Genomic DNA, 18646 nt, shown 5'->3' on the forward strand with positions numbered 1-18646 from the left:
GTGAGTCAATTTTTCCAGATTCATCCGGAAAACCCGCAAGTGCGCCTGATCAAACAGGCTGTCGAGATCATCCGCAACGGCGGGGTGGTGATTTATCCCACAGACTCTTCCTACGCCATTGGTTGCCAGATCGGCGACAAGACTGCCGTGGATCGCGTGCGCCGATTGCGCGGGCTGGATGACAAACACAACTTCGCGCTGATTTGCAGCGACCTGTCGCAACTGGGGCTGTTCGCCAAGATCGACACAGGCACATTCCGCCTGCTCAAGGCGCACTTGCCGGGGCCTTACACCTTCATTCTCAACGCCACCCGCGAAGTCCCGCGGCTGTTGCTGCACCCGAAAAAACGCACCATCGGCCTGAGGGTGCCGAGCCATCCGATTGCCCTGGCGCTGCTGGAAGAGCTCGGCGAGCCGCTGATGAGTGTGACCCTGATCATGCCCGGCGAAACCGACCCGATGAGCGATCCTTACGAGATGCGTCAGTTGCTTGAGCATCAGGTCGACCTGATCATCGACGGCGGTTTCGGCGGGATCAAGGCGTCCACCGTGATCAACCTCGCCGACGGCGAACCGGAAGTGATCCGCGTCGGTTGCGGCGACCCTACGCCGTTCATGGCCGAGGCGTAGATGTCTGCAGTAGAACCCGTGGTCGACAGCCAGGCCGGCGCTCAGCAAGAGCTGCCCTTCGCCATGGTCTATGGCCAGGCGGTCATGGAAATGCCGCTGGACCTGTACATCCCGCCGGATGCGCTCGAGGTTTTCCTTGAAGCATTCGAAGGTCCCCTCGACCTGCTGCTGTACCTGATCCGCAAACAGAACATCAACATCCTCGACATCCCGGTGGCGGAAATCACCCGTCAGTACATGGGGTATGTCGAATTGATGCAGTCGGTGCGCCTGGAACTGGCCGCCGAGTACCTGGTGATGGCCGCGATGCTCGCCGAGATCAAATCGCGGATGCTGCTGCCGCGTGCCGAGACCATCGAAGACGAAGAAGACGACCCGCGCGCCGAGCTGATCCGCCGCTTGCAGGAATACGAACGCTTCAAGGCTGCCGCCGAAGGCATTGATGGCTTGAGCCGGGTCGGCCGTGACGTGGTGGTGCCCAAGCTCGACGCCCCGGAAGCCAGGGCGCGCAAGCTGTTGCCGGACGTGCGACTTTCGGAAATATTGCTGTCGATGGCCGAGGTCCTGCGCCGTGGCGACATGTTTGAAAGCCACCAGGTCAGCCGCGAGGCGCTGTCCACCCGCGAACGCATGAGCGACGTGCTGGAACGGCTCAAGGGCGGCGGTTTCGTGCCCTTTGTCGAGTTGTTCACCGCTGAAGAGGGACGTCTGGGGGTGGTGGTGACCTTTATGGCGATCCTCGAACTGGTCAAGGAATCTTTGGTCGAGCTGGTGCAGAATGAGCCGTTCGCGGCGATCCACGTGCGAGCCCGAGCCGAATAACGAGTTGAATCATGAACCTGACTGAACCCCGCGAGCTGGCGCCACTGCTTGAAGCCTTTCTGTTGGCCTCGGGAAAACCGCAATCGCTTGAACGCCTGTTCGAACTCTTCGAAGAGGGCGAGCGGCCGGAACCGCCGGTCTTCAAGAAAGCCCTGACGATTCTCGCCAAATCCTGTGACGGTCGTGCCTTCGAGCTGACGGAAGTGGCTTCAGGGTATCGCTTGCAGATCCGCGAAAAGTTCTCGCCGTGGGTCGGGCGCCTATGGGAAGAGCGGCCGCAGCGTTACTCGCGCGCCATGCTTGAAACCATCGCCCTGATCGCTTATCGCCAGCCGATTACCCGGGGCGAGATCGAAGACGTACGGGGCGTGGCGGTCAACACGCACATCGTCAAAACCTTGCTGGAACGCGAGTGGATCCGCATCGTCGGGTACCGCGACGTGCCCGGCAAACCGGCGATGTTCGCCACCACCAAAGCGTTTCTCGATCACTTCAACCTGAAGAACCTCGACGATTTGCCGCCGCTGGCGGAACTGCGAGAGATGGAGCCGGATCCGGTACTCGACTTCGACGACGCGCCGGTGCCGGCCGGGTTGCAGGAACTGGCGGACGCCAGCGCCGAGCCGGAGGAGCCCAAGGAAGAAACCAGCTTCCATACGCTGTTGCTGGAACTGGACACCATGGAGGAGGGGATCAAGACCGACTTCGATGACATTTTGCGCGATAGCGCGGTGGTGGAATCTGAAGAGGTGCTGGATCAGCCGGAGCCGGAGCCCGAGATCGAAGTTGAACTTCAGGTCGAACCCGAAGCCACAGTCGAAGAAGAGCCGGAAGAAGAGCTTGAAGACGACGTGCTCGGTGTTGCCGAGGCACGCGAGAAACTCCTCGCCGCTGTCGCCGCCCTTGAACAACACAAACCCGAGCCCGAATTGAGCGACGAAGAAGCCGAAGCCCGGGCCCTCGCCGAAGCCATCGAAGCCGAACGCCGCGAGTTCGATGACTGACCCAAATCCCGTAGGCAAAGAAGGCCCCCCTGTGGGAGCTAGCCTGCTAGCGATGAGGGAGTGTCAGGCAACAATGATGTCGACTGAAACTCCCTCATCGCTAGCAGGCTAGCTCCCACAGGGGTTTTGTGTTGGCTGGAGTATTTGATGAGCTCAACCAAAGACCCCTGCATCAGCGTCTGCAAATTCACCGACGACATCTGCCTCGGCTGCGGCCGCAGCAAGCGCGAGATCAAGGCCTGGAAGAAACTCGACAAGACCGACAAGCGCACCGTCCTGGCTGAAGCCTCGCTGCGATTGATCAAACTCGGCGGTGCCGTTCGGCGTAAAAGCAAATAAGCAGGCAATCATCAGCTAGTCTCTGATGCGCAAACGCTCCCATGAGCGTATGATTCGCGACCCTTCGGCGATCCCCTCGCCAAGTGATTAGATTTACATCGCTTCAGGACGCTCAATCAAGGGCCGCCTGAACAGACCACACCGGGAGGTGCCCAGATGAGTATCAACGACCAGAAAGACGACCAGGAAATCGGCCCAGCAGGCGAAAAACTGCAGAAAGTCCTCGCCCGTATCGGCGTCGGCTCGCGCCGTGACGTGGAAGCCTGGATCAGCCACGGCCGCATCAAGGTCAATGGCAAAGACGCCACCCTCGGGCAGCGCGTCGACATGCACGACGCCATCACCATTGATGGCAAGGTGATCAAGCGCGAAGAAGCCGCCGAGTCGGTACGCCGCGTGATCATGTACAACAAGCCGGACGGCGAAATCTGCACCCGCCTTGATCCGGAAGGCCGTCCGACCGTTTTCGACAAGATGCCGAAACCAAAAGAAGGTCGCTGGATCAACATCGGTCGTCTGGACATCAACACCACCGGCCTGCTGATGTTCACCACCGACGGTGAGCTGGCCAACCGCCTGATGCACCCTTCCTACGAAATGGACCGTGAATACGCGGTGCGTGTACGTGGCGAAGTCGATGACGAGATGATCGAGCGTCTGAAAGCGGGCGTCGTCCTCGAAGACGGCCCGGCCAAGTTCACCGACATCAAGCAGGCTCCAGGTGGCGAAGGTTTCAACCACTGGTATCACTGCGTGGTGATGGAAGGTCGCAACCGCGAAGTTCGTCGTCTGTGGGAATCCCAGGGCCTGGTGGTCAGCCGTCTGAAGCGCGTGCGTTTCGGTCCGGTGTTCCTCAACTCCGACCTGCCGATGGGTCGCTGGCGCGAAATGAGCCAGTACGAAGTCGACATTCTGAGTGCTGAAGTGGGCCTGACGCCTGTGGCCATGCCGCAGATGAACGCCAAGAGCAAAGACAAGCTCGACCGCATGCAGCGTAAATCGTCGCGTCCAATGGGCAAGACCGAGCGCGTGCGTTCGTTGCGTCCAGCCATCGGTAACCAGACCGCTGCTACGCCGCGTGACTCCCGTGAACCGCAAATCGAAGGCGAGCGTCCAGCCCGCAAGCCAGCAGCACCTCGTGCTGACGGCGAGCGCGGTCCACGCACGCCACGTCCGGCCAACGGTCGCACCGAGCGCGGCGAAGGCCGTGGTGCTCCGTCCGGTGGTCGTAGCGATCGCGGTGCTCCAGCTGGTCGTGGTGAGTCTCGTGGTGATTCGAGCCGCGGTACGCCAGTGGCAGACCGTCCTTCCGACACCAAGCGCCCGGCCAAGGCACCGGCGAAGAAGCGTCCAGGCATCGTTCTGGTCGACAAGGATGCACCGTCGGGCAAGCGCCGTGGTGCGCCAGCCGGTTCGGGCCAGCGTCCGGGCTTCGGTCGTCGCAAGCCTGAGTAATCGGTAAGCGCCCCATAAAAAACGCCAACCTTCGGGTTGGCGTTTTTTTTTGTCTGGCTGATCGTTCCCACGCTCTGCGTGGGAATGCCTCTAGGGACGCTCCGCGTTCCAATGGGACGCAGAGCGTCCCGGGCTGCATTCCCACGCGGAGCGTGGGAACGATTAGTCATCTCGCTTAAAACACAAAGCGCCCATCAAACACCGGCTCATCATCCAGCGCCAACACGCCGCTGGAGAAGATCAGGTCCAGATGATGGCTGCCCTTGGCCCCACCCCCCAACCCGAGGTGCAGCCCGCAATGGCGCTCCTCAAACCCGGCATTGCGCGCATACAGCGCCTTCACGCCTTCATTGGTGCCAATCCCCAGTTCCTCAATGCGCCGATTCGACGGATTGGCCTCCAGGTACTTGTTGAAGTCATGTTCCAGCCCCGGCACATCGGTGGCGATTTTGCGGATGGTCGAATTCTCGATCCACAACTCCAGCGGCGAATCCAGCACCCCGTACTTGCGGGCAAATGGAATGGTGCTGAGGAAAGTCCCCATGAACTTCACCTGGCCGTTGATCGCTTCGCTGTGCGTCGCAATTTCACCGGGGGCCAAATCAAAGTTGCCGACACCGTTGATATCGGTCCACTTCTTGATGCTATGCATCGGTGTTTCAAACCACGAACCGTGATCATCTTTGAAACTTAATGTTGTCGCGTGGGACATGCGCTGAATCAAGTGGCTGTTCAGCCCCGCTATACGCTGCGGAGTGACAATGAAGGTGTCGTAGAAATAATCGCCGTAATCCTTGAACAGCAGCGACTTCTTCCAGTTCTCGGCCATCACGCCTTGCAGCGCACGGACAAACTCCGGGCCTTCGGGGCGTGGATTGGGCAGGGTGGAAGAGTCGTAGAAGAAAATGTACAGATCGCTGTCGGCAATCGCCTGGGCCAGCTTTTCGGTCGGTTCGAGGTCCAGGCGCAGTGCGCTGAAACGGAAGGGCTGGTTGTCACTGGCCTGTTCGGCGATCGCGCCGGTCAGTGCCTCGTAATCAGCGGTGTGGCCGAGCAAAACCTTAGCCGGGTTGATGCCGGCAAGGGCAGGGTGGTGTTCGAGGTAGTAAAGGAAATGCGAAATGGCGCGTTGCTTATCCATGTAGTCCTCCCTGACAAACCGAGAAAAAGTGACAGGCACAACCGGCCGGATCATGCCTGCCGGGGTGTCTTACAAAGGCCACATCGCCGTGCCGAACGGAACGACCGCATCGGCTTGCATCATTTCAACGGCGGCTTCATGGGTCGGTGCTTCAAACCAATCGTCCAGTTGCAGTTCAGTTTCCAAGTCTTTTTCAAGTGCTTGCATTGTGAATCTCCTAGATGACTTTTTCGGTAAGTGCAGCGGCGTGTTTTTCAGTCATTGAATAACCCGCCAACTTGCCGGTCGATGCGTTTCGGCAAGTCGCTGAAAACCTAGTTCAGAGGTTTTTAAATTGCAAAAAAATAATCAAATTAGATTTATTTGAACTTTTTATTCTGTTTTTTAGCGAAGAATTTATCGATAAAAAACAAAAACTAACTCAGCCCTTTCCTTAGGAAGCTTCCTATCGTCAATTTGCAGTCGTCCTACAGATTGATCTGATTTGGAAAATATGCGTTACAGCTTGTAAAGAAAAGCTGACGGAATAGCGCCTGAAAGCCCTTGGATTGACGCTTGCGGAAGGGGTGTAAGGAAAACCTGCCGCAAACACGCCATTCACTGACCCTGCAGCGCTCTGGCCCGCTTGTTTCAGCGGCGCTGGAAGGGTGAGATGCGCCCCATGCCTGTCGTGCAGGTGCATAACAAGAAGGAGGCGCAATGTACGCCGTGACTCATTTCCACTTCTCCCCAAGGGGCGATTTTTCCGTCGCCCTCATCGAAGACCCGCAAAGGTCTGACCCAGTTTTTGCAGCCGCCCGAGACCCTCGGGGCGGACACAGGCAATCCCGGCAAACGACGCGCTGATCCAGCGGTGTCTGGCAGCAGGGGGTTACAGGTGTACAATGCGCCGCGTTTTAACTGTGACCTCCTGCGCATCTGCGCAAACCTCAAGGCTATCCGCCTTGTTCACTCCGCCGCGCCACAAGCGTGCCGGGTTCGATTTCGTCACAGATAAAAACAAACAGGTGACGCATGACCGTTGTAAAAACGCTGAACTCCTTTTGCCTTCTCTGGGGTTTGATCGACGCTGCTTGAAATCGTAACTGAGCAGCATCGTCTAACGAACATCATCAAACCTTGCGTGAGACCCTTTTTCATGAGTGGACAAAACTCGCATTCAGGCGAGCTGAAACGCGGCCTGAAAAATCGCCATATTCAATTGATCGCCCTCGGTGGCGCGATTGGTACCGGGCTGTTCCTCGGCTCGGCCGGCGTACTGAAATCTGCCGGCCCGTCGATGATCCTCGGCTACGCCATCTGCGGCTTCATTGCTTTCATGATCATGCGCCAGCTCGGCGAAATGATTGTCGAAGAGCCCGTTGCCGGTTCCTTCAGCCACTTCGCCCACAAATACTGGGGCGGTTTCGCCGGCTTCCTGTCGGGCTGGAACTGCTGGATTCTGTACATTCTGGTGGGCATGTCGGAGCTGACTGCGGTCGGCAAATACATCCACTACTGGGCGCCGGACATTCCGACCTGGGTCTCGGCCGCCGGGTTCTTCGTGCTGATCAACCTGATTAACCTGGCCAACGTCAAAGTCTTTGGCGAAGCCGAGTTCTGGTTCGCGATCATCAAGGTCGTGGCGATTGTCGGCATGATCGCGTTGGGCAGCTATTTGCTGGTCAGCGGCAACGGCGGTCCTCAAGCATCCGTGACCAACCTGTGGGCTCACGGCGGCTTCTTCCCGAACGGTGTCAGCGGTCTGGTGATGGCCATGGCGATCATCATGTTCTCCTTCGGCGGCCTGGAAATGCTCGGTTTCACCGCAGCAGAAGCCGACAAACCGAAAACCGTGATCCCGAAAGCCATCAACCAGGTGATCTACCGGATCCTGATTTTCTACATCGGTGCACTGGTCATTCTGTTGTCGCTGACGCCGTGGGACAGCCTGTTGGCGACCCTGAACGCGTCGGGTGATTCGTACAGCGGCAGCCCTTTCGTACAAGTGTTCTCGATGCTTGGCAGCAACACCGCCGCGCACATCCTCAACTTCGTGGTCCTGACCGCGGCGCTGTCGGTGTACAACAGCGGCACTTACTGCAACAGCCGCATGCTGCTGGGCATGGCCGAGCAGGGCGATGCGCCGAAAGCCTTGTCGAAGATCGACAAGCGCGGCGTGCCGGTGCGCTCGATCCTCGCCTCGGCGGCGGTGACGTTGATCGCGGTGTTGCTGAACTACCTGATCCCGCAGAATGCGCTGGAACTGTTGATGTCGCTGGTGGTTGCGACTCTGGTGATCAACTGGGCGATGATCAGCTTCTCGCACTTCAAGTTCCGCCAGCACATGGACAAAACCAAACAGACGCCGCTGTTCAAGGCTCTGTGGTACCCGTACGGGAACTACATCTGCCTGGCGTTCGTGGTGTTCATCCTCGGCGTGATGCTGTTGATCCCGGGCATCCAGATCTCCGTGTATGCGATTCCGCTGTGGGTTGCGTTCATGTGGGTTTGCTACGGCATCAAGAACAAGCGCAGTGCTCGGCATGCGTTGCACGCGGCAAACGCGAAGTAAGCGCAGCACGCAGAAACAACAAACCCGGCCAATGTGCCGGGTTTTTTGTGCGCGCTGTAAAACCTGTGGGAGCGTGGCTTGCCCGCGATGAACGATTACGCGGTGTACCTGATGAACCGCGGTGCCTGAATCGCGGGCAAGCCACGCTCCCACAGGGGGCGCGTTCGTTCAGTCCATTCGCGGTATCCTGCGCGTTCTGAATACGGACGCTTTTTCCATGCTGGTGATTTCCAACAATGTGCATCTGCCCGATGCCGAGATCGAGTTGACGGCCATTCGCGCGCAAGGCGCCGGTGGGCAGAACGTCAATAAGGTCTCCAGCGCCGTGCACCTGCGCTTCGACATTCCGGCCTCGTCCTTGCCTGAGTTTTACAAGGAGCGACTGCTGGCGCTGCGTGACAGTCGCATCACCAGCGAAGGGGTGTTGATCATCAAGGCCCAGCAATACCGCACACAAGAAGCCAATCGCGCCGATGCGTTGGAGCGGCTGACCGAGTTGATTCTTAGCGCCACAAAGGTCGAAAAGAAACGCCGTCCGACCAAGCCGACCCTCGGCTCGAAGAAGCGTCGGCTGGAGTCCAAGACCAAGCGCGGCAGCATCAAGGCTGGACGCGGCAAGATCGATTTCTAGCGCGCGTCGCGCTCTTCACGATACTTTTCATTAAGGTGCTTGGGCGCTTGCCGGTACAAATAAACGCTCAGCGCCAAACCGCTTAACGCAGCGAGAGCGGCGAACAGGAAGATCGAGGCAAAGCCAAACCCGGCGGCAATCGCACCGGCCACTGGCCCGGTAATCCCCAGCGACAAATCGATGAACAGCGAATAGGCCCCGACCGCCGCACCACGGCTGGAGGCGGGCACCAGGTTGACGGCTTCCACGCCCAACGCCGGGAACACCAGCGAGAAGCCGAAACCGCTCAATGCCGCGCCGGCCAGTGCCCAATGAGCATCAGGTGCCAGCCACAGCAGCAACAACCCCAGGGTTTCCACCGATAGGCAAGCAATCGCCACGCGAAAGCCACCGAGGCGGTTGATCAGGTTGCCGAACAGCAGCCGCGCGCCGATGAAGCTGGCGCCGAACAGGCTCAGGCACAGCACCGCGTTGTCCCAGTGTTGCGTGGCGTAATACAACGTGATGAAGGTGGCGATGGTGCCGAATCCGATCGAGCCCAACGCCAGGCCGCAACCGTGCGGCAGGACCCGTCCCAGCACGTGCATGAACGGCAGCCGCTCACCGACCACAATCGGCGCGGCGGTTTTCGGCCAGGCCAGCGCCAGGCCGAGGACGGCCAGCAGCACGATGCTCACGCCCATGCTCCACAAGCCCAATTGACTGACCAGCAGCACGCCCAACGGCGCACCGACCGCCAGTGCGCCGTAACTGGCGATGCCGTTCCAGGAGATGACTTTGGCTGTGTTCGCCGCGCCGACCCGGCCGATGCCCCAGCCAATCGAGCCGGAACCCACCAGGCTTTCCGCGCTGCCAAGAACCAGGCGGCCGATCAACAGACTGATCAGGCTCAGCATCGGCAGGCTTTGGGTCCAGGCCGAAATCAGCATGAATACGCCGCTCAAACCGCAGCCGGCGAGGCCGTACATCACCGCGAGTTTGCTGCCCTTGTTGTCGATGATTTTCCCGGCGTACGGCCGGCTGAGCAGGGTGGCCAGGTATTGCACGCTAATCACCAGTCCGGCGATCACGGCGCCGAAGCCGAGGTCGCTGTGGACGTAGCCGGGCAATACGGCGAGAGGAATGCCGATGTTCAGGTAGCCGATGAAGGTAAAGAGAACGATGGAAACGACTTGCAGCGTGACCGCCAGGGGGCGCTGGTTTTCAGACATGGGTAAAGGTCCACGGGAAAGCGGGATAGATAGGCTGCTTATGATAGCGGCGCGAACGGCCGCAGGGCGTGGAAAAGTAAAACTATTTGCCGGGCGGGGTTATTCAGGTTTGGCGGGGGCAACCAATTGCGTCGTGACCAGGGCGGCCAGGGCGTTTTCTTCGCTGCCGAAACGGGCGAGCAACGCGGCTTGTTTCTCGGGGGACAGGCGATTCCAGATCTCGATCATCTTCTCGGCGGTGCCGATCAGCACGCTGGCTTGAGTTTCAGAAAAGTCGTCGGTCATGGTGGGCAGCTCAAGGGTTCAGGCGGTGTGGAAAGCGCATCTTAGCGCTTTCCACACGGTCTGGCATTGCAGGTGTTTCAGTCTTCGCTGTCGGCCTGGCGGCGTTCAGTGGCTTCTTTCGGCTCGGGCTGTTGGGCACCGGCTTGTTGCGGGGTTGTCTGCTCAGTTTCGTGCAGGCTTGGGAAGGGGAGATTAGGGATCTCGTGCATGTTTCGCGCTCCTCGCAAAGTCTGTTGATAGATCTGGTAGATCCGCGCTTTTAAAAAGCTTGGGCAGGATACAGCAGGAGAAATGACAATCAGACTTTTATATCCATTTGTTTCGACGGATGGCGTTGTCTAGACAGGTCAGTAGCAGTTGCGGGGATGATCGTTCCCACGCTCTGCGTGGGAATGCCTCAATGGACGCTCCGCGTCCGCTTTTGGGACGCAGAGCGTCCCGGGCTGCATTCCCACGCGGAGCGTGGGAACGATCAGTGGAGGGCGGGTTTATTTGCAGACTTCGGCGATTGCCTCGGCCAGCAGATCCAGGCGTGTCGCGTCGATCCCGGCCACGTTCGCCCGGCCGGTGCCGACCATGTACACGCTGTGATGATCACGCAGTTGTTTAACCTGATCCGGCGTCAAACCGGTGTAGGAAAACATCCCGCGTTGCACACCAATATGCGCAAAGCGTTCACGCAAGCCATGCGGTTCAAGCGCTTCCACCAGGCCGCTGCGCAGTTGGGCAATGCGCAAACGCATGGCCTCCACTTCGTCGGCCCAGAGGCTTTTCAGCTCCGGATCGCCAAGAATCGTCGCCACCACGGCAGCGCCGTGATCCGGTGGCGTCGACCACAGGTTGCGGGCGATGTTGGCCAGTTGGCTGCGGATATCCACCAGTTTTTCAGCGGTTTTCGCACAGACAATCAGCGCGCCAGTGCGGTCCCGGTACAAACCGAAGTTCTTCGAGCAGGAACTGGTGATCAGCACTTCCGGCAGCTCGGCAGCGAACAACCGAGTCGACCACGCATCCTGTTCCAGGCCGTCGCCGAAACCCTGGTAAGCGAAGTCAATCAGCGGCACCAGATCGCGGCTGCGCACTACGTCCAGTACTCGGCGCCAATCGTCATGGGACAGATCGAAACCGGTCGGGTTATGGCAGCAGGCGTGCAGCAAAACCACGTCGCCCTTCGGCGCATCCTTGAGGACTGCGAGCATGGCTTCGACGTCGAGGCGGTTATCGCTGCCGACGTACGGGTAATGGCTGACCTTGACCCCGGCGGCCGCGAAAATGGTTTCGTGGATCGGCCAGGTCGGGTTGCTCAGCCACACGCCACGGCCCGGCAGGCACTGGGCGATGAAGTCGGCGCTCAGGCGCAGCGCGCCGGTGCCGCCCGGGGTCTGGGTTGCGCCGGCCCGTTGTTCGGCGATCAGAGGAGAATCGACGCCGAGCACTAGCTCATTGATCGCCTTGCCGAACGCCGGTTCGCCGTGACCACCGATATAGGTCTTGGTGGTCTGACGATCCACCAGGCGCTGCTCGGCGAGCTTCACGGACTGGGGAATCGGGGTCAGGCCCTGGGCATCTTTATAGACGCCCACGCCAAGGTCGAATTTGCGCGGGTTCGGGTCCTGCGCATAGGCCTCCATCAGGCCGAGAATCGGGTCGCCGGGAACTCGACCTATGGCGTCGAAATGCATTATTTGCGGCCCTCGGCGTCCTTGGCCACGTCGTCAGTGCGTGCGGCCATGATGAAATCGTTGCGGTGCAGACCCTTGATGGAGTGGCTCCACCAGGTCACGGTGACTTTGCCCCACTCGGTCAACAGGCCCGGGTGGTGACCTTCGGCCTCGGAGATTTCACCGACCGCGTTGGTGAAGGCCAGTGCGTGTTTGAAGTTCTTGAACAGAAAAACCTTTTCCAGCTGCATCACGCTGTCGCGCACTTCGATGTTCCAGTCCGGGATCTGCTTGATCAGTACCGGCAGTTCTTCGTCGCTGACCTGAGGAGCGCCGGCTTGGCAGGCTTCGCAATGGGCTTGGTTCAATGTGGACATGATGAGTTCCTGAAATCTAATTATTGGAAATCGGCCGTCAGCGGAACCGCGCGGTACCCCCACGCTAAACCAAAGCGTCGGTTTCTGACAGGCTCACTTGATTCTAAAAGCTGCGGATCACGCGGCTTTTTTTGGCGGAAATTTAGGCGCGTGCAAACCCAGCTGCATGCCTTGCTTGACCATGCTCATGATGTCTTCATGAGCCACATCAAACAGACGCTTGAGGTTTGGCAGGACAAAGTACAGCGGTTGCAGGATGTCGATGCGATACGGCGTGCGCATGCATTCCAGCGGATCGAACGGCTGATGCTCAGGTTCGTCCGACAGGCAATAAACGGTTTCTTTCGGCGAGGAGAGAATGCCGCCGCCGTAAATGCGCAGGCCTTCTGGCGTATCGACCAGGCCAAACTCGATGGTCATCCAGTACAGACGCGCCAGGTACACGCGTTCTTCCTTGGTGGCCTGTAGGCCGAGTTTGCCGTAGGTGTGGGTAAATTCGGCGAACCATGGGTTGGTCAGCAGCGGACAGTGGCCGAAGATCTCGTGGAAAATGTCCGGCTCTTGCAGGTAATCCAGCTCTTCTCGGGTACGAATAAACGTCGCGACCGGAAACTGCTTGTTGGCGAGCAACTCGAAAAAGGTCTGGAAGGGGATCAGCGCCGGAACCCGAGCCACTTGCCAGCCGGTGGTTTCACCGAGGACTTTGTTGATCTCACCCAGTTGCGGAATGCGATCGTGGGGCAGACCGAGTTTTTCGATACCGTCCAGGTATTCCTGGCACGCACGCCCCTCGATCACTTTCAGTTGACGAGTAATCAGCGTGTTCCACACCGCATGTTCTTCAGCGGGGTAGTCGATAAAACCTTGCGCATCGGGCTCGCGAGCCACGTATTGCGTCTGCTTCATGCTGCTCTCCTGCTAGGGGAATTCGTTCTTGTTATGTGCTGCTATGGATTTAGAAATACCCCAAGGCGTGCGGTGATGCAGTAGGTGAACGCTGGCATGCGTAGGAAAAATCGTCGTTTTTCGTAAAGTATTCGTTACGGTTTGACGCCCATGGCGCAGCGATTGAGATTTGCCGGTTTGAAACGGTGCAAAGGTGTCACATAATCTTGACGACTATCTGCGTGCCTCCGCAGAAAAATCTTGCCGGGCTCACTCCTACAAGGAAAGCACGCAGGCATTTAAACCATTCACCGCTTTTCAGGCCTTTTATATGCGTATCAAAGTCCACTGCCAGAACCGCATCGGCATCCTGCGCGACATTCTCAACTTGCTGGTCGAGTACGGGATCAACGTCGCTCGCGGCGAGGTCGGCGGTGAGCATGGCAATGCGATCTACCTGCATTGCCCGAACCTGATCAACATTCAGTTCCAGGCATTGCGTCCGAAATTCGAGTCGATTGCCGGGGTGTTTGGCGTCAAGCGTGTAGGGCTGATGCCCAGCGAGCGTCGGCACATGGAGCTCAATGCCTTGCTCGGCGCCTTGGAGTTTCCGGTGCTGTCGATCGACATGGGCGGCTCCATCGTCGCGGCCAACCGTGCGGCGGCGCAGTTGCTGGGTGTGCGGGTCGATGAGGTGCCGGGCATTCCGTTGTCGCGGTATGCCGAGGACTTCGACTTGCCGGAACTGGTGCGCGCCAACAAGTCGCGGATCAATGGTTTGCGGGTCAAGGTCAAGGGTGACGTGTTTCTCGCAGACATCGCGCCGCTGCAATCGGAGCATGACGACAGTGAAGCCATGGCGGGCGCGGTGTTGACCTTGCACCGGGCTGATCGGGTGGGTGAACGCATCTATAACGTGCGCAAGCAGGAACTGCGCGGGTTCGACAGCATCTTCCAGAGCTCCAGGGTCATGGCCGCGGTGGTGCGCGAAGCCCGACGCATGGCGCCGCTGGATGCGCCGCTATTGATAGAAGGCGAAACCGGCACCGGTAAAGAGTTGTTGGCGCGTGCCTGTCATCTGGCGAGCCCTCGCGGCCAATCACCGTTGATGGCACTCAACTGTGCCGGTCTGCCGGAATCGATGGCCGAGACCGAGTTGTTCGGTTACGGCCCCGGTGCTTTCGAAGGGGCGCGGGCCGAAGGCAAGCTCGGGCTGCTGGAGCTGACGGCGGGCGGTACGCTGTTTCTCGATGGCGTCGGGGAAATGAGCCCGCGCTTGCAGGTGAAATTGCTGCGCTTCCTGCAGGACGGTTGCTTCCGTCGTGTAGGCAGTGATGAAGAGGTTTATCTGGATGTGCGGGTGATCTGCGCGACGCAGGTGGACTTGTCCGAGTTGTGCGCGCGCGGTGAGTTTCGCCAGGATTTGTATCACCGCTTGAACGTGCTTTCGCTGCACATCCCGCCGCTGCGTGAATGCCTCGACGGTTTGACGCCGCTGGTGGAGCACTTCCTCGATCAGGCCAGCCGGCAGATCGGTTGCCCGCTGCCGAAACTCGCGCCGGCGGCGATGGAGCGGCTGAGTCATTACCACTGGCCGGGCAATGTCCGCCAGTTGGAGAACGTGTTGTTCCAGGCGGTTTCGTTGTGCGAAGGGGGGACGGTCAAGGCCGAGCACATTCGCTTGCCGGATTACGGCGTGCGTCAGCCGCTTGGCGATTTCTCGCTGGAGGGCGGGCTGGATGCGATCGTCGGGCGCTTTGAGAAAGCGGTGCTGGAGCGGTTGTATTCCGAGCATCCAAGCAGTCGGCAGCTGGGCAAGCGCTTGGGGGTTTCCCATACGACCATTGCCAACAAGTTGCGTGAGTACGAAGTCGGCAAAGACCCCGGAGCTTAAACTGAGGCAATGATCGTTCCCACGCTCCGCGTGGGAATGCATCCCGGGACGCTCCGCGTCCCAAGGCGGACGCAGAGCGTCCATTGATACATTCCCATGCAGAGCGTGGGAACGATCAGCATCAAGGCTGATCCTTGCCACCAAACGGCATAACACCGCCGGTTTTTCGTCTCCGATACATTTCCCCAATCTCCACAAAACCCCTCAAGTCCTTTGTTTGCCGGGCCTCGCGCCGTCAAAAGAAAGTTGGTCTGCAAATTGCTTATCGCTCAGCAGTACAGCGGTGGGCGGCAAACGTCCGGCATGCAGAGGAAAGAGCGTGGATAAGTACCTTTATGTGGCAATGACCGGCGCCAGCCAGAATGCACTGGCGCAGAAGGCTCATGCCAACAACCTGGCAAACATCTCCACCAACGGTTTTCAGAAGGACCTGGAGCAGGCTCGTTCGATGCCGGTGTTTGGTGACAGCTTTCCGGCGCGTGCGTTTGCCATGACCGAGCGTCCGGCCACCGACTTCTCTCCAGGTTCGCTGGTTGAAACCGGTCGCGACCTCGACGTCGCGGTGCAAGGCAATGGCTGGATCGCCGTGCAGACCCCCGATGGCGCTGAAAGCTACGTGCGCACCGGCAGCCTGAACGTGGACGCCCTGGGCGTGCTGCGGGCCGGCAACGGTATGCCGGTGATGGGCAATGGCGGACCGATCGCCGTGCCGCCCGAGCAGCAAATCGAAGTGGGTGAAGACGGCACCATCAGCATCCGTGCGATGGGCGAAGGCCCGCGCGTGATGGCTGAAGTCGACCGCATCAAACTGGTCAACCCTGACCTGAAGAACATGACCAAAGGCCTGGACGGTTCGATCCACACCAAGGACGGCAAGCCGGCGCAAGCCGATGCGGGCGTCAAACTGGTGTCCGGGTTCCTTGAGTCGAGCAACGTCAACGCCGTGGAAGAGATGACCTCGGTGCTGGCCTTGTCGAAGCAGTTCGAGCTGCACATCAAGATGATGAACACCGCCAAAGACGATGACCAGGCCATGGCTCGGGTCTTGCAGATCAGCTAATTATCAGAACGTCGCGCCGTAAAACAGGCGCACGAGGAGAATCGAATGCTTCCGGCTCTATGGGTTGCCAAAACAGGTCTGTCCGCCCAGGACACCAACCTGACGACCATTTCCAACAACCTGGCCAACGTGTCGACCACGGGTTTCAAACGTGACCGCGCCGAGTTCCAGGACTTGCTCTATCAGATCAAACGCCAGCCAGGCGCTCAGTCGACTCAGGACAGCGAACTGCCGTCGGGTCTGCAAGTGGGTACCGGTGTGCGCATCGTCGGCACCCAGAAAAACTTCACCGCCGGCAGCCTGCAAACCACCGAGCAGCCACTCGACCTGGCCGTCGACGGCCGCGGTTTCTTCCAGATCCTGCAACCGGACGGCACCACGTCCTACACCCGTGACGGCACGTTCCACCTTGACTCCAACGGTCAGATCGTCAACGCCAGCGGCTTCGCCCTGGAGCCGGCCATCGTCATTCCGAACGACGCGCAGACCTTCACGGTCGGTCGCGACGGCACCGTGTCCATCACCGTTCCGGGTAACCCGGCCAACCAGGTGATCGGCAACCTGCAAACCGCCGACTTCATCAATCCGGCCGGTCTGCAAGCCGTGGGTAACAACCTGTTCCTGGAAACGGCTGCCAGCGGCGCACCGCAAGTCGGCACCCCGGGCCTGAACGGTTTCGGTACCACGCTGCAGAACACCCTGGAAACGTCCAACGTCAGCACCGTTGAAGAGATGGTCAACATGATCACTACTCAGCGCGCCTACGAGATGAACTCCAAGGTGATTTCCACCGCCGACCAGATGCTCTCGTTCGTAACGCAGAATCTGTAATCAGTCTATGAGGCGGCCATGAGGCCGCCTGCAACACCGTGAGGTAGGGTCATGAATCGCTTTGTATCTGTTCTGGCACTGAGTGGGGTCGTCGTGCTCGCGGGCTGCGTCGCTCCGCCGCCCAAGCCCAATGACCCTTACTACGCCCCGGTGTTGCCGCGTACGCCGTTGCCGGCTGCCGCCAATAACGGCTCGATCTATCAGGCCGGTTTTGAACAGAACCTGTACAGCGACCGCAAGGCGTTCCGGGTTGGTGACATCATCACCATCACCCTGAACGAACGCACCCAAGCCAGCAAAAATGCTAACTCGCAGATCGGCAAGAACAGCAAGACCGACATCGGCCTGAGCTCGTTCTTTGGCGGCGGTCTGAGCACCAACGATCCGGTGGGCAGCGGTAGTCTGAGCCTGGACGTCGGTTACGAAGGTGACCGCGCGACCAAGGGCGACAGCAAGTCCGGGCAGAGCAACAGCCTGACCGGTTCGATCACCGTGACCGTGGCTGACGTGCTGCCCAACGGCATCATCGCCGTGCGCGGCGAGAAGTGGCTGACGCTCAACACCGGCGATGAGCTGGTGCGGATTGCTGGCATGGTGCGCTCCGATGACATCGCCACCGACAACACCGTGTCGTCGACCCGCGTCGCCGATGCACGCATCACCTACTCGGGCACCGGTGCGTTTGCCGATGCGAGTCAGCCAGGCTGGTTCGACCGTTTCTTCCTCAGCCCGCTGTTCCCTTTCTAGGTGGCTACGTTGAATCTTAAACACCTGATGGTGGCCGCCCTGATGCTGTCCGCTGCGTTCAACGCGCAAGCCGAGCGGCTGAAGGATATCGCCAGTATTTCCGGCGTGCGTTCCAACCAATTGATCGGCTACGGCCTGGTGGTCGGGCTTAACGGCACCGGCGACCAGACGACGCAAACCCCGTTCACCCTGCAGACCTTCAACAACATGCTCTCGCAGTTCGGCATCAAGGTGCCGCCGGGTTCGGGCAACGTGCAGCTGAAGAACGTCGCCGCCGTGTCGATCAGTGCTGATCTGCCGGCGTTCGCCAAGCCAGGTCAACAGGTCGACATCACTGTTGCTTCGATCGGTAACTCCAAGAGCCTGCGCGGCGGCACCTTGCTGCTGACGCCACTTAAAGGTATCGACGGCAACGTCTACGCGATTGCCCAGGGCAACCTGGTGGTCGGCGGTTTTGATGCTGAAGGTCGCGACGGTTCGAAGATCACCGTCAACGTTCCGTCGGCGGGTCGTATCCCCGGTGGTGCATCGGTGGAGCGTTCGGTGCCGAGCGGTTTCAACCAGGGCAACAGCCTGACCCTGAACCTCAATCGTTCGGACTTCACCACCGCCAAGCGCATCGTCGACAAGATCAACGACATGCTCGGCCCTGGCGTTGCCCAGGCCATCGACGGCGGCTCGATTCGGGTCAGCGCGCCGCTCGATCCAAGTCAGCGCGTCGACTATTTGTCGATCCTCGAGAACCTTGAAGTCGACCCGGGTCAGGCGGTGGCGAAAGTCATCATCAACTCGCGCACCGGCACCATCGTGATCGGTCAGAACGTCAAGGTTTCCCCGGCAGCCGTGACTCACGGCAGCCTCACAGTAACCATCACCGAAGACCCGATCGTCAGCCAGCCCGGCCCTCTGTCTAATGGTCAGACCGCCGTCGTGCCGCGCTCGCGGGTTAACGCTCAGCAAGAAGCCAAGCCAATGTTCAAGTTCGGCCCGGGCACCACCCTCGATGAAATCGTGCGTGCGGTGAACCAGGTCGGCGCGGCACCGGGTGACTTGATGGCGATCCTCGAAGCACTGAAACAGGCCGGCGCGTTGCAAGCCGACCTGATCGTGATCTGAGGA

Annotated in this window: 20 protein-coding genes; 12 read left to right on the top strand and 8 right to left on the bottom strand. The window is 59.5% G+C overall.

Annotated features, from left to right (window positions below):
* From ACYZT8_RS07700 to rluB, 5 genes are all read left to right on the top strand, one after another.
* Positions 1-630, top strand: coding sequence for an L-threonylcarbamoyladenylate synthase (locus tag ACYZT8_RS07700; RefSeq protein ID WP_461957755.1), 630 nt, complete (start codon positions 1-3; stop codon positions 628-630).
* Positions 631-1452, top strand: coding sequence for a segregation and condensation protein A (locus ACYZT8_RS07705; protein WP_461957756.1), 822 nt, complete (start codon positions 631-633; stop codon positions 1450-1452).
* An 11-nt stretch (positions 1453-1463) separates the two neighbouring features.
* A complete protein-coding gene (gene scpB, locus ACYZT8_RS07710) occupies positions 1464-2456 on the top strand; it encodes an SMC-Scp complex subunit ScpB (protein WP_461980216.1) in 993 nt (330 codons plus the stop codon).
* Positions 2457-2603: 147 nt separating this feature from the next.
* Positions 2604-2795, top strand: a complete 192-nt coding sequence (locus ACYZT8_RS07715; RefSeq protein ID WP_461980217.1) for a DUF1289 domain-containing protein — start codon at positions 2604-2606, stop codon at positions 2793-2795.
* Between the two features lie 156 nt (positions 2796-2951).
* Entirely contained in the window at positions 2952-4250 is a 1299-nt protein-coding gene (rluB, locus tag ACYZT8_RS07720; RefSeq protein ID WP_461980218.1) for a 23S rRNA pseudouridine(2605) synthase RluB, read from the top strand.
* Between the two features lie 175 nt (positions 4251-4425).
* Here the strand turns inward: rluB and ACYZT8_RS07725 are convergent, their stop codons facing one another.
* Both ACYZT8_RS07725 and ACYZT8_RS07730 read right to left on the bottom strand, forming a co-directional pair.
* Complete coding sequence (locus ACYZT8_RS07725; RefSeq protein ID WP_461980219.1) at positions 4426-5391, bottom strand: leucyl aminopeptidase; 966 nt, start codon at positions 5389-5391, stop codon at positions 4426-4428.
* A gap of 69 nt (positions 5392-5460) precedes the next feature.
* Positions 5461-5598, bottom strand: a complete 138-nt coding sequence (locus tag ACYZT8_RS07730; RefSeq protein WP_010461921.1) for a hypothetical protein — start codon at positions 5596-5598, stop codon at positions 5461-5463.
* A gap of 931 nt (positions 5599-6529) precedes the next feature.
* On the opposite strand from ACYZT8_RS07730, the gene ACYZT8_RS07735 reads away from it, so the two are divergent.
* Together ACYZT8_RS07735 and arfB are read left to right on the top strand one after the other, a co-directional pair.
* Entirely contained in the window at positions 6530-7945 is a 1416-nt protein-coding gene (locus ACYZT8_RS07735) for an amino acid permease (RefSeq protein WP_461980220.1), read from the top strand.
* Between the two features lie 217 nt (positions 7946-8162).
* Positions 8163-8576 carry an alternative ribosome rescue aminoacyl-tRNA hydrolase ArfB gene (gene arfB / locus ACYZT8_RS07740; RefSeq protein ID WP_123364512.1) on the top strand — a complete coding sequence of 138 codons (414 nt, stop codon included), beginning with the start codon at positions 8163-8165 and terminating at the stop codon, positions 8574-8576.
* On the opposite strand, the gene ACYZT8_RS07745 is transcribed toward arfB, so the two are convergent.
* The 6 genes from ACYZT8_RS07745 to phhA form a co-directional block, all read right to left on the bottom strand.
* Positions 8573-9787 (bottom strand): MFS transporter, encoded by a 1215-nt coding sequence (locus tag ACYZT8_RS07745; RefSeq protein ID WP_461980221.1) that lies wholly within the window; start codon positions 9785-9787, stop codon positions 8573-8575. The two genes, arfB and ACYZT8_RS07745, sit on opposite strands and share 4 nt — an antisense overlap.
* Positions 9788-9886: 99 nt before the next feature.
* A complete protein-coding gene (locus ACYZT8_RS07750) occupies positions 9887-10072 on the bottom strand; it encodes a hypothetical protein (RefSeq protein ID WP_461957763.1) in 186 nt (61 codons plus the stop codon).
* A gap of 77 nt (positions 10073-10149) precedes the next feature.
* The gene (locus tag ACYZT8_RS07755) at positions 10150-10281 is read right to left on the bottom strand and encodes a hypothetical protein (protein WP_017337149.1); all 132 of its coding nucleotides are present in this window, start codon (positions 10279-10281) and stop codon (positions 10150-10152) included.
* A gap of 279 nt (positions 10282-10560) precedes the next feature.
* The gene (locus ACYZT8_RS07760) at positions 10561-11754 is read right to left on the bottom strand and encodes an amino acid aminotransferase (protein ID WP_461980222.1); all 1194 of its coding nucleotides are present in this window, start codon (positions 11752-11754) and stop codon (positions 10561-10563) included.
* Positions 11754-12110: a 4a-hydroxytetrahydrobiopterin dehydratase gene (locus ACYZT8_RS07765; RefSeq protein WP_123509107.1), complete on the bottom strand. Its 357-nt coding sequence runs from the start codon at positions 12108-12110 to the stop codon at positions 11754-11756. The genes ACYZT8_RS07760 and ACYZT8_RS07765 overlap by 1 nt, the downstream gene beginning before the upstream one ends.
* Positions 12111-12227: 117 nt before the next feature.
* The gene (gene phhA, locus ACYZT8_RS07770) at positions 12228-13016 is read right to left on the bottom strand and encodes a phenylalanine 4-monooxygenase (protein WP_461980223.1); all 789 of its coding nucleotides are present in this window, start codon (positions 13014-13016) and stop codon (positions 12228-12230) included.
* A gap of 310 nt (positions 13017-13326) precedes the next feature.
* Between phhA and ACYZT8_RS07775 the strand changes: the two genes are divergently transcribed.
* From ACYZT8_RS07775 to ACYZT8_RS07795, 5 genes are all read left to right on the top strand, one after another.
* The gene (locus ACYZT8_RS07775) at positions 13327-14889 is read left to right on the top strand and encodes a sigma-54-dependent transcriptional regulator (RefSeq protein WP_461980224.1); all 1563 of its coding nucleotides are present in this window, start codon (positions 13327-13329) and stop codon (positions 14887-14889) included.
* Positions 14890-15208: 319 nt separating this feature from the next.
* Positions 15209-15949, top strand: a complete 741-nt coding sequence (locus ACYZT8_RS07780) for a flagellar basal body rod protein FlgF (protein ID WP_010457018.1) — start codon at positions 15209-15211, stop codon at positions 15947-15949.
* A gap of 45 nt (positions 15950-15994) precedes the next feature.
* Positions 15995-16780, top strand: coding sequence for a flagellar basal-body rod protein FlgG (gene flgG / locus ACYZT8_RS07785; protein ID WP_027922324.1), 786 nt, complete (start codon positions 15995-15997; stop codon positions 16778-16780).
* Between the two features lie 51 nt (positions 16781-16831).
* Positions 16832-17527, top strand: a complete 696-nt coding sequence (gene flgH / locus ACYZT8_RS07790; protein WP_461980225.1) for a flagellar basal body L-ring protein FlgH — start codon at positions 16832-16834, stop codon at positions 17525-17527.
* Between the two features lie 27 nt (positions 17528-17554).
* On the top strand, positions 17555-18643 hold the full coding sequence (locus tag ACYZT8_RS07795) for a flagellar basal body P-ring protein FlgI (RefSeq protein WP_219097715.1): 1089 nt from the start codon (positions 17555-17557) through the stop codon (positions 18641-18643).
* Positions 18644-18646 lie beyond the last annotated feature (3 nt).

The organism is Pseudomonas sp. LB3P93, from assembly GCF_054898025.1.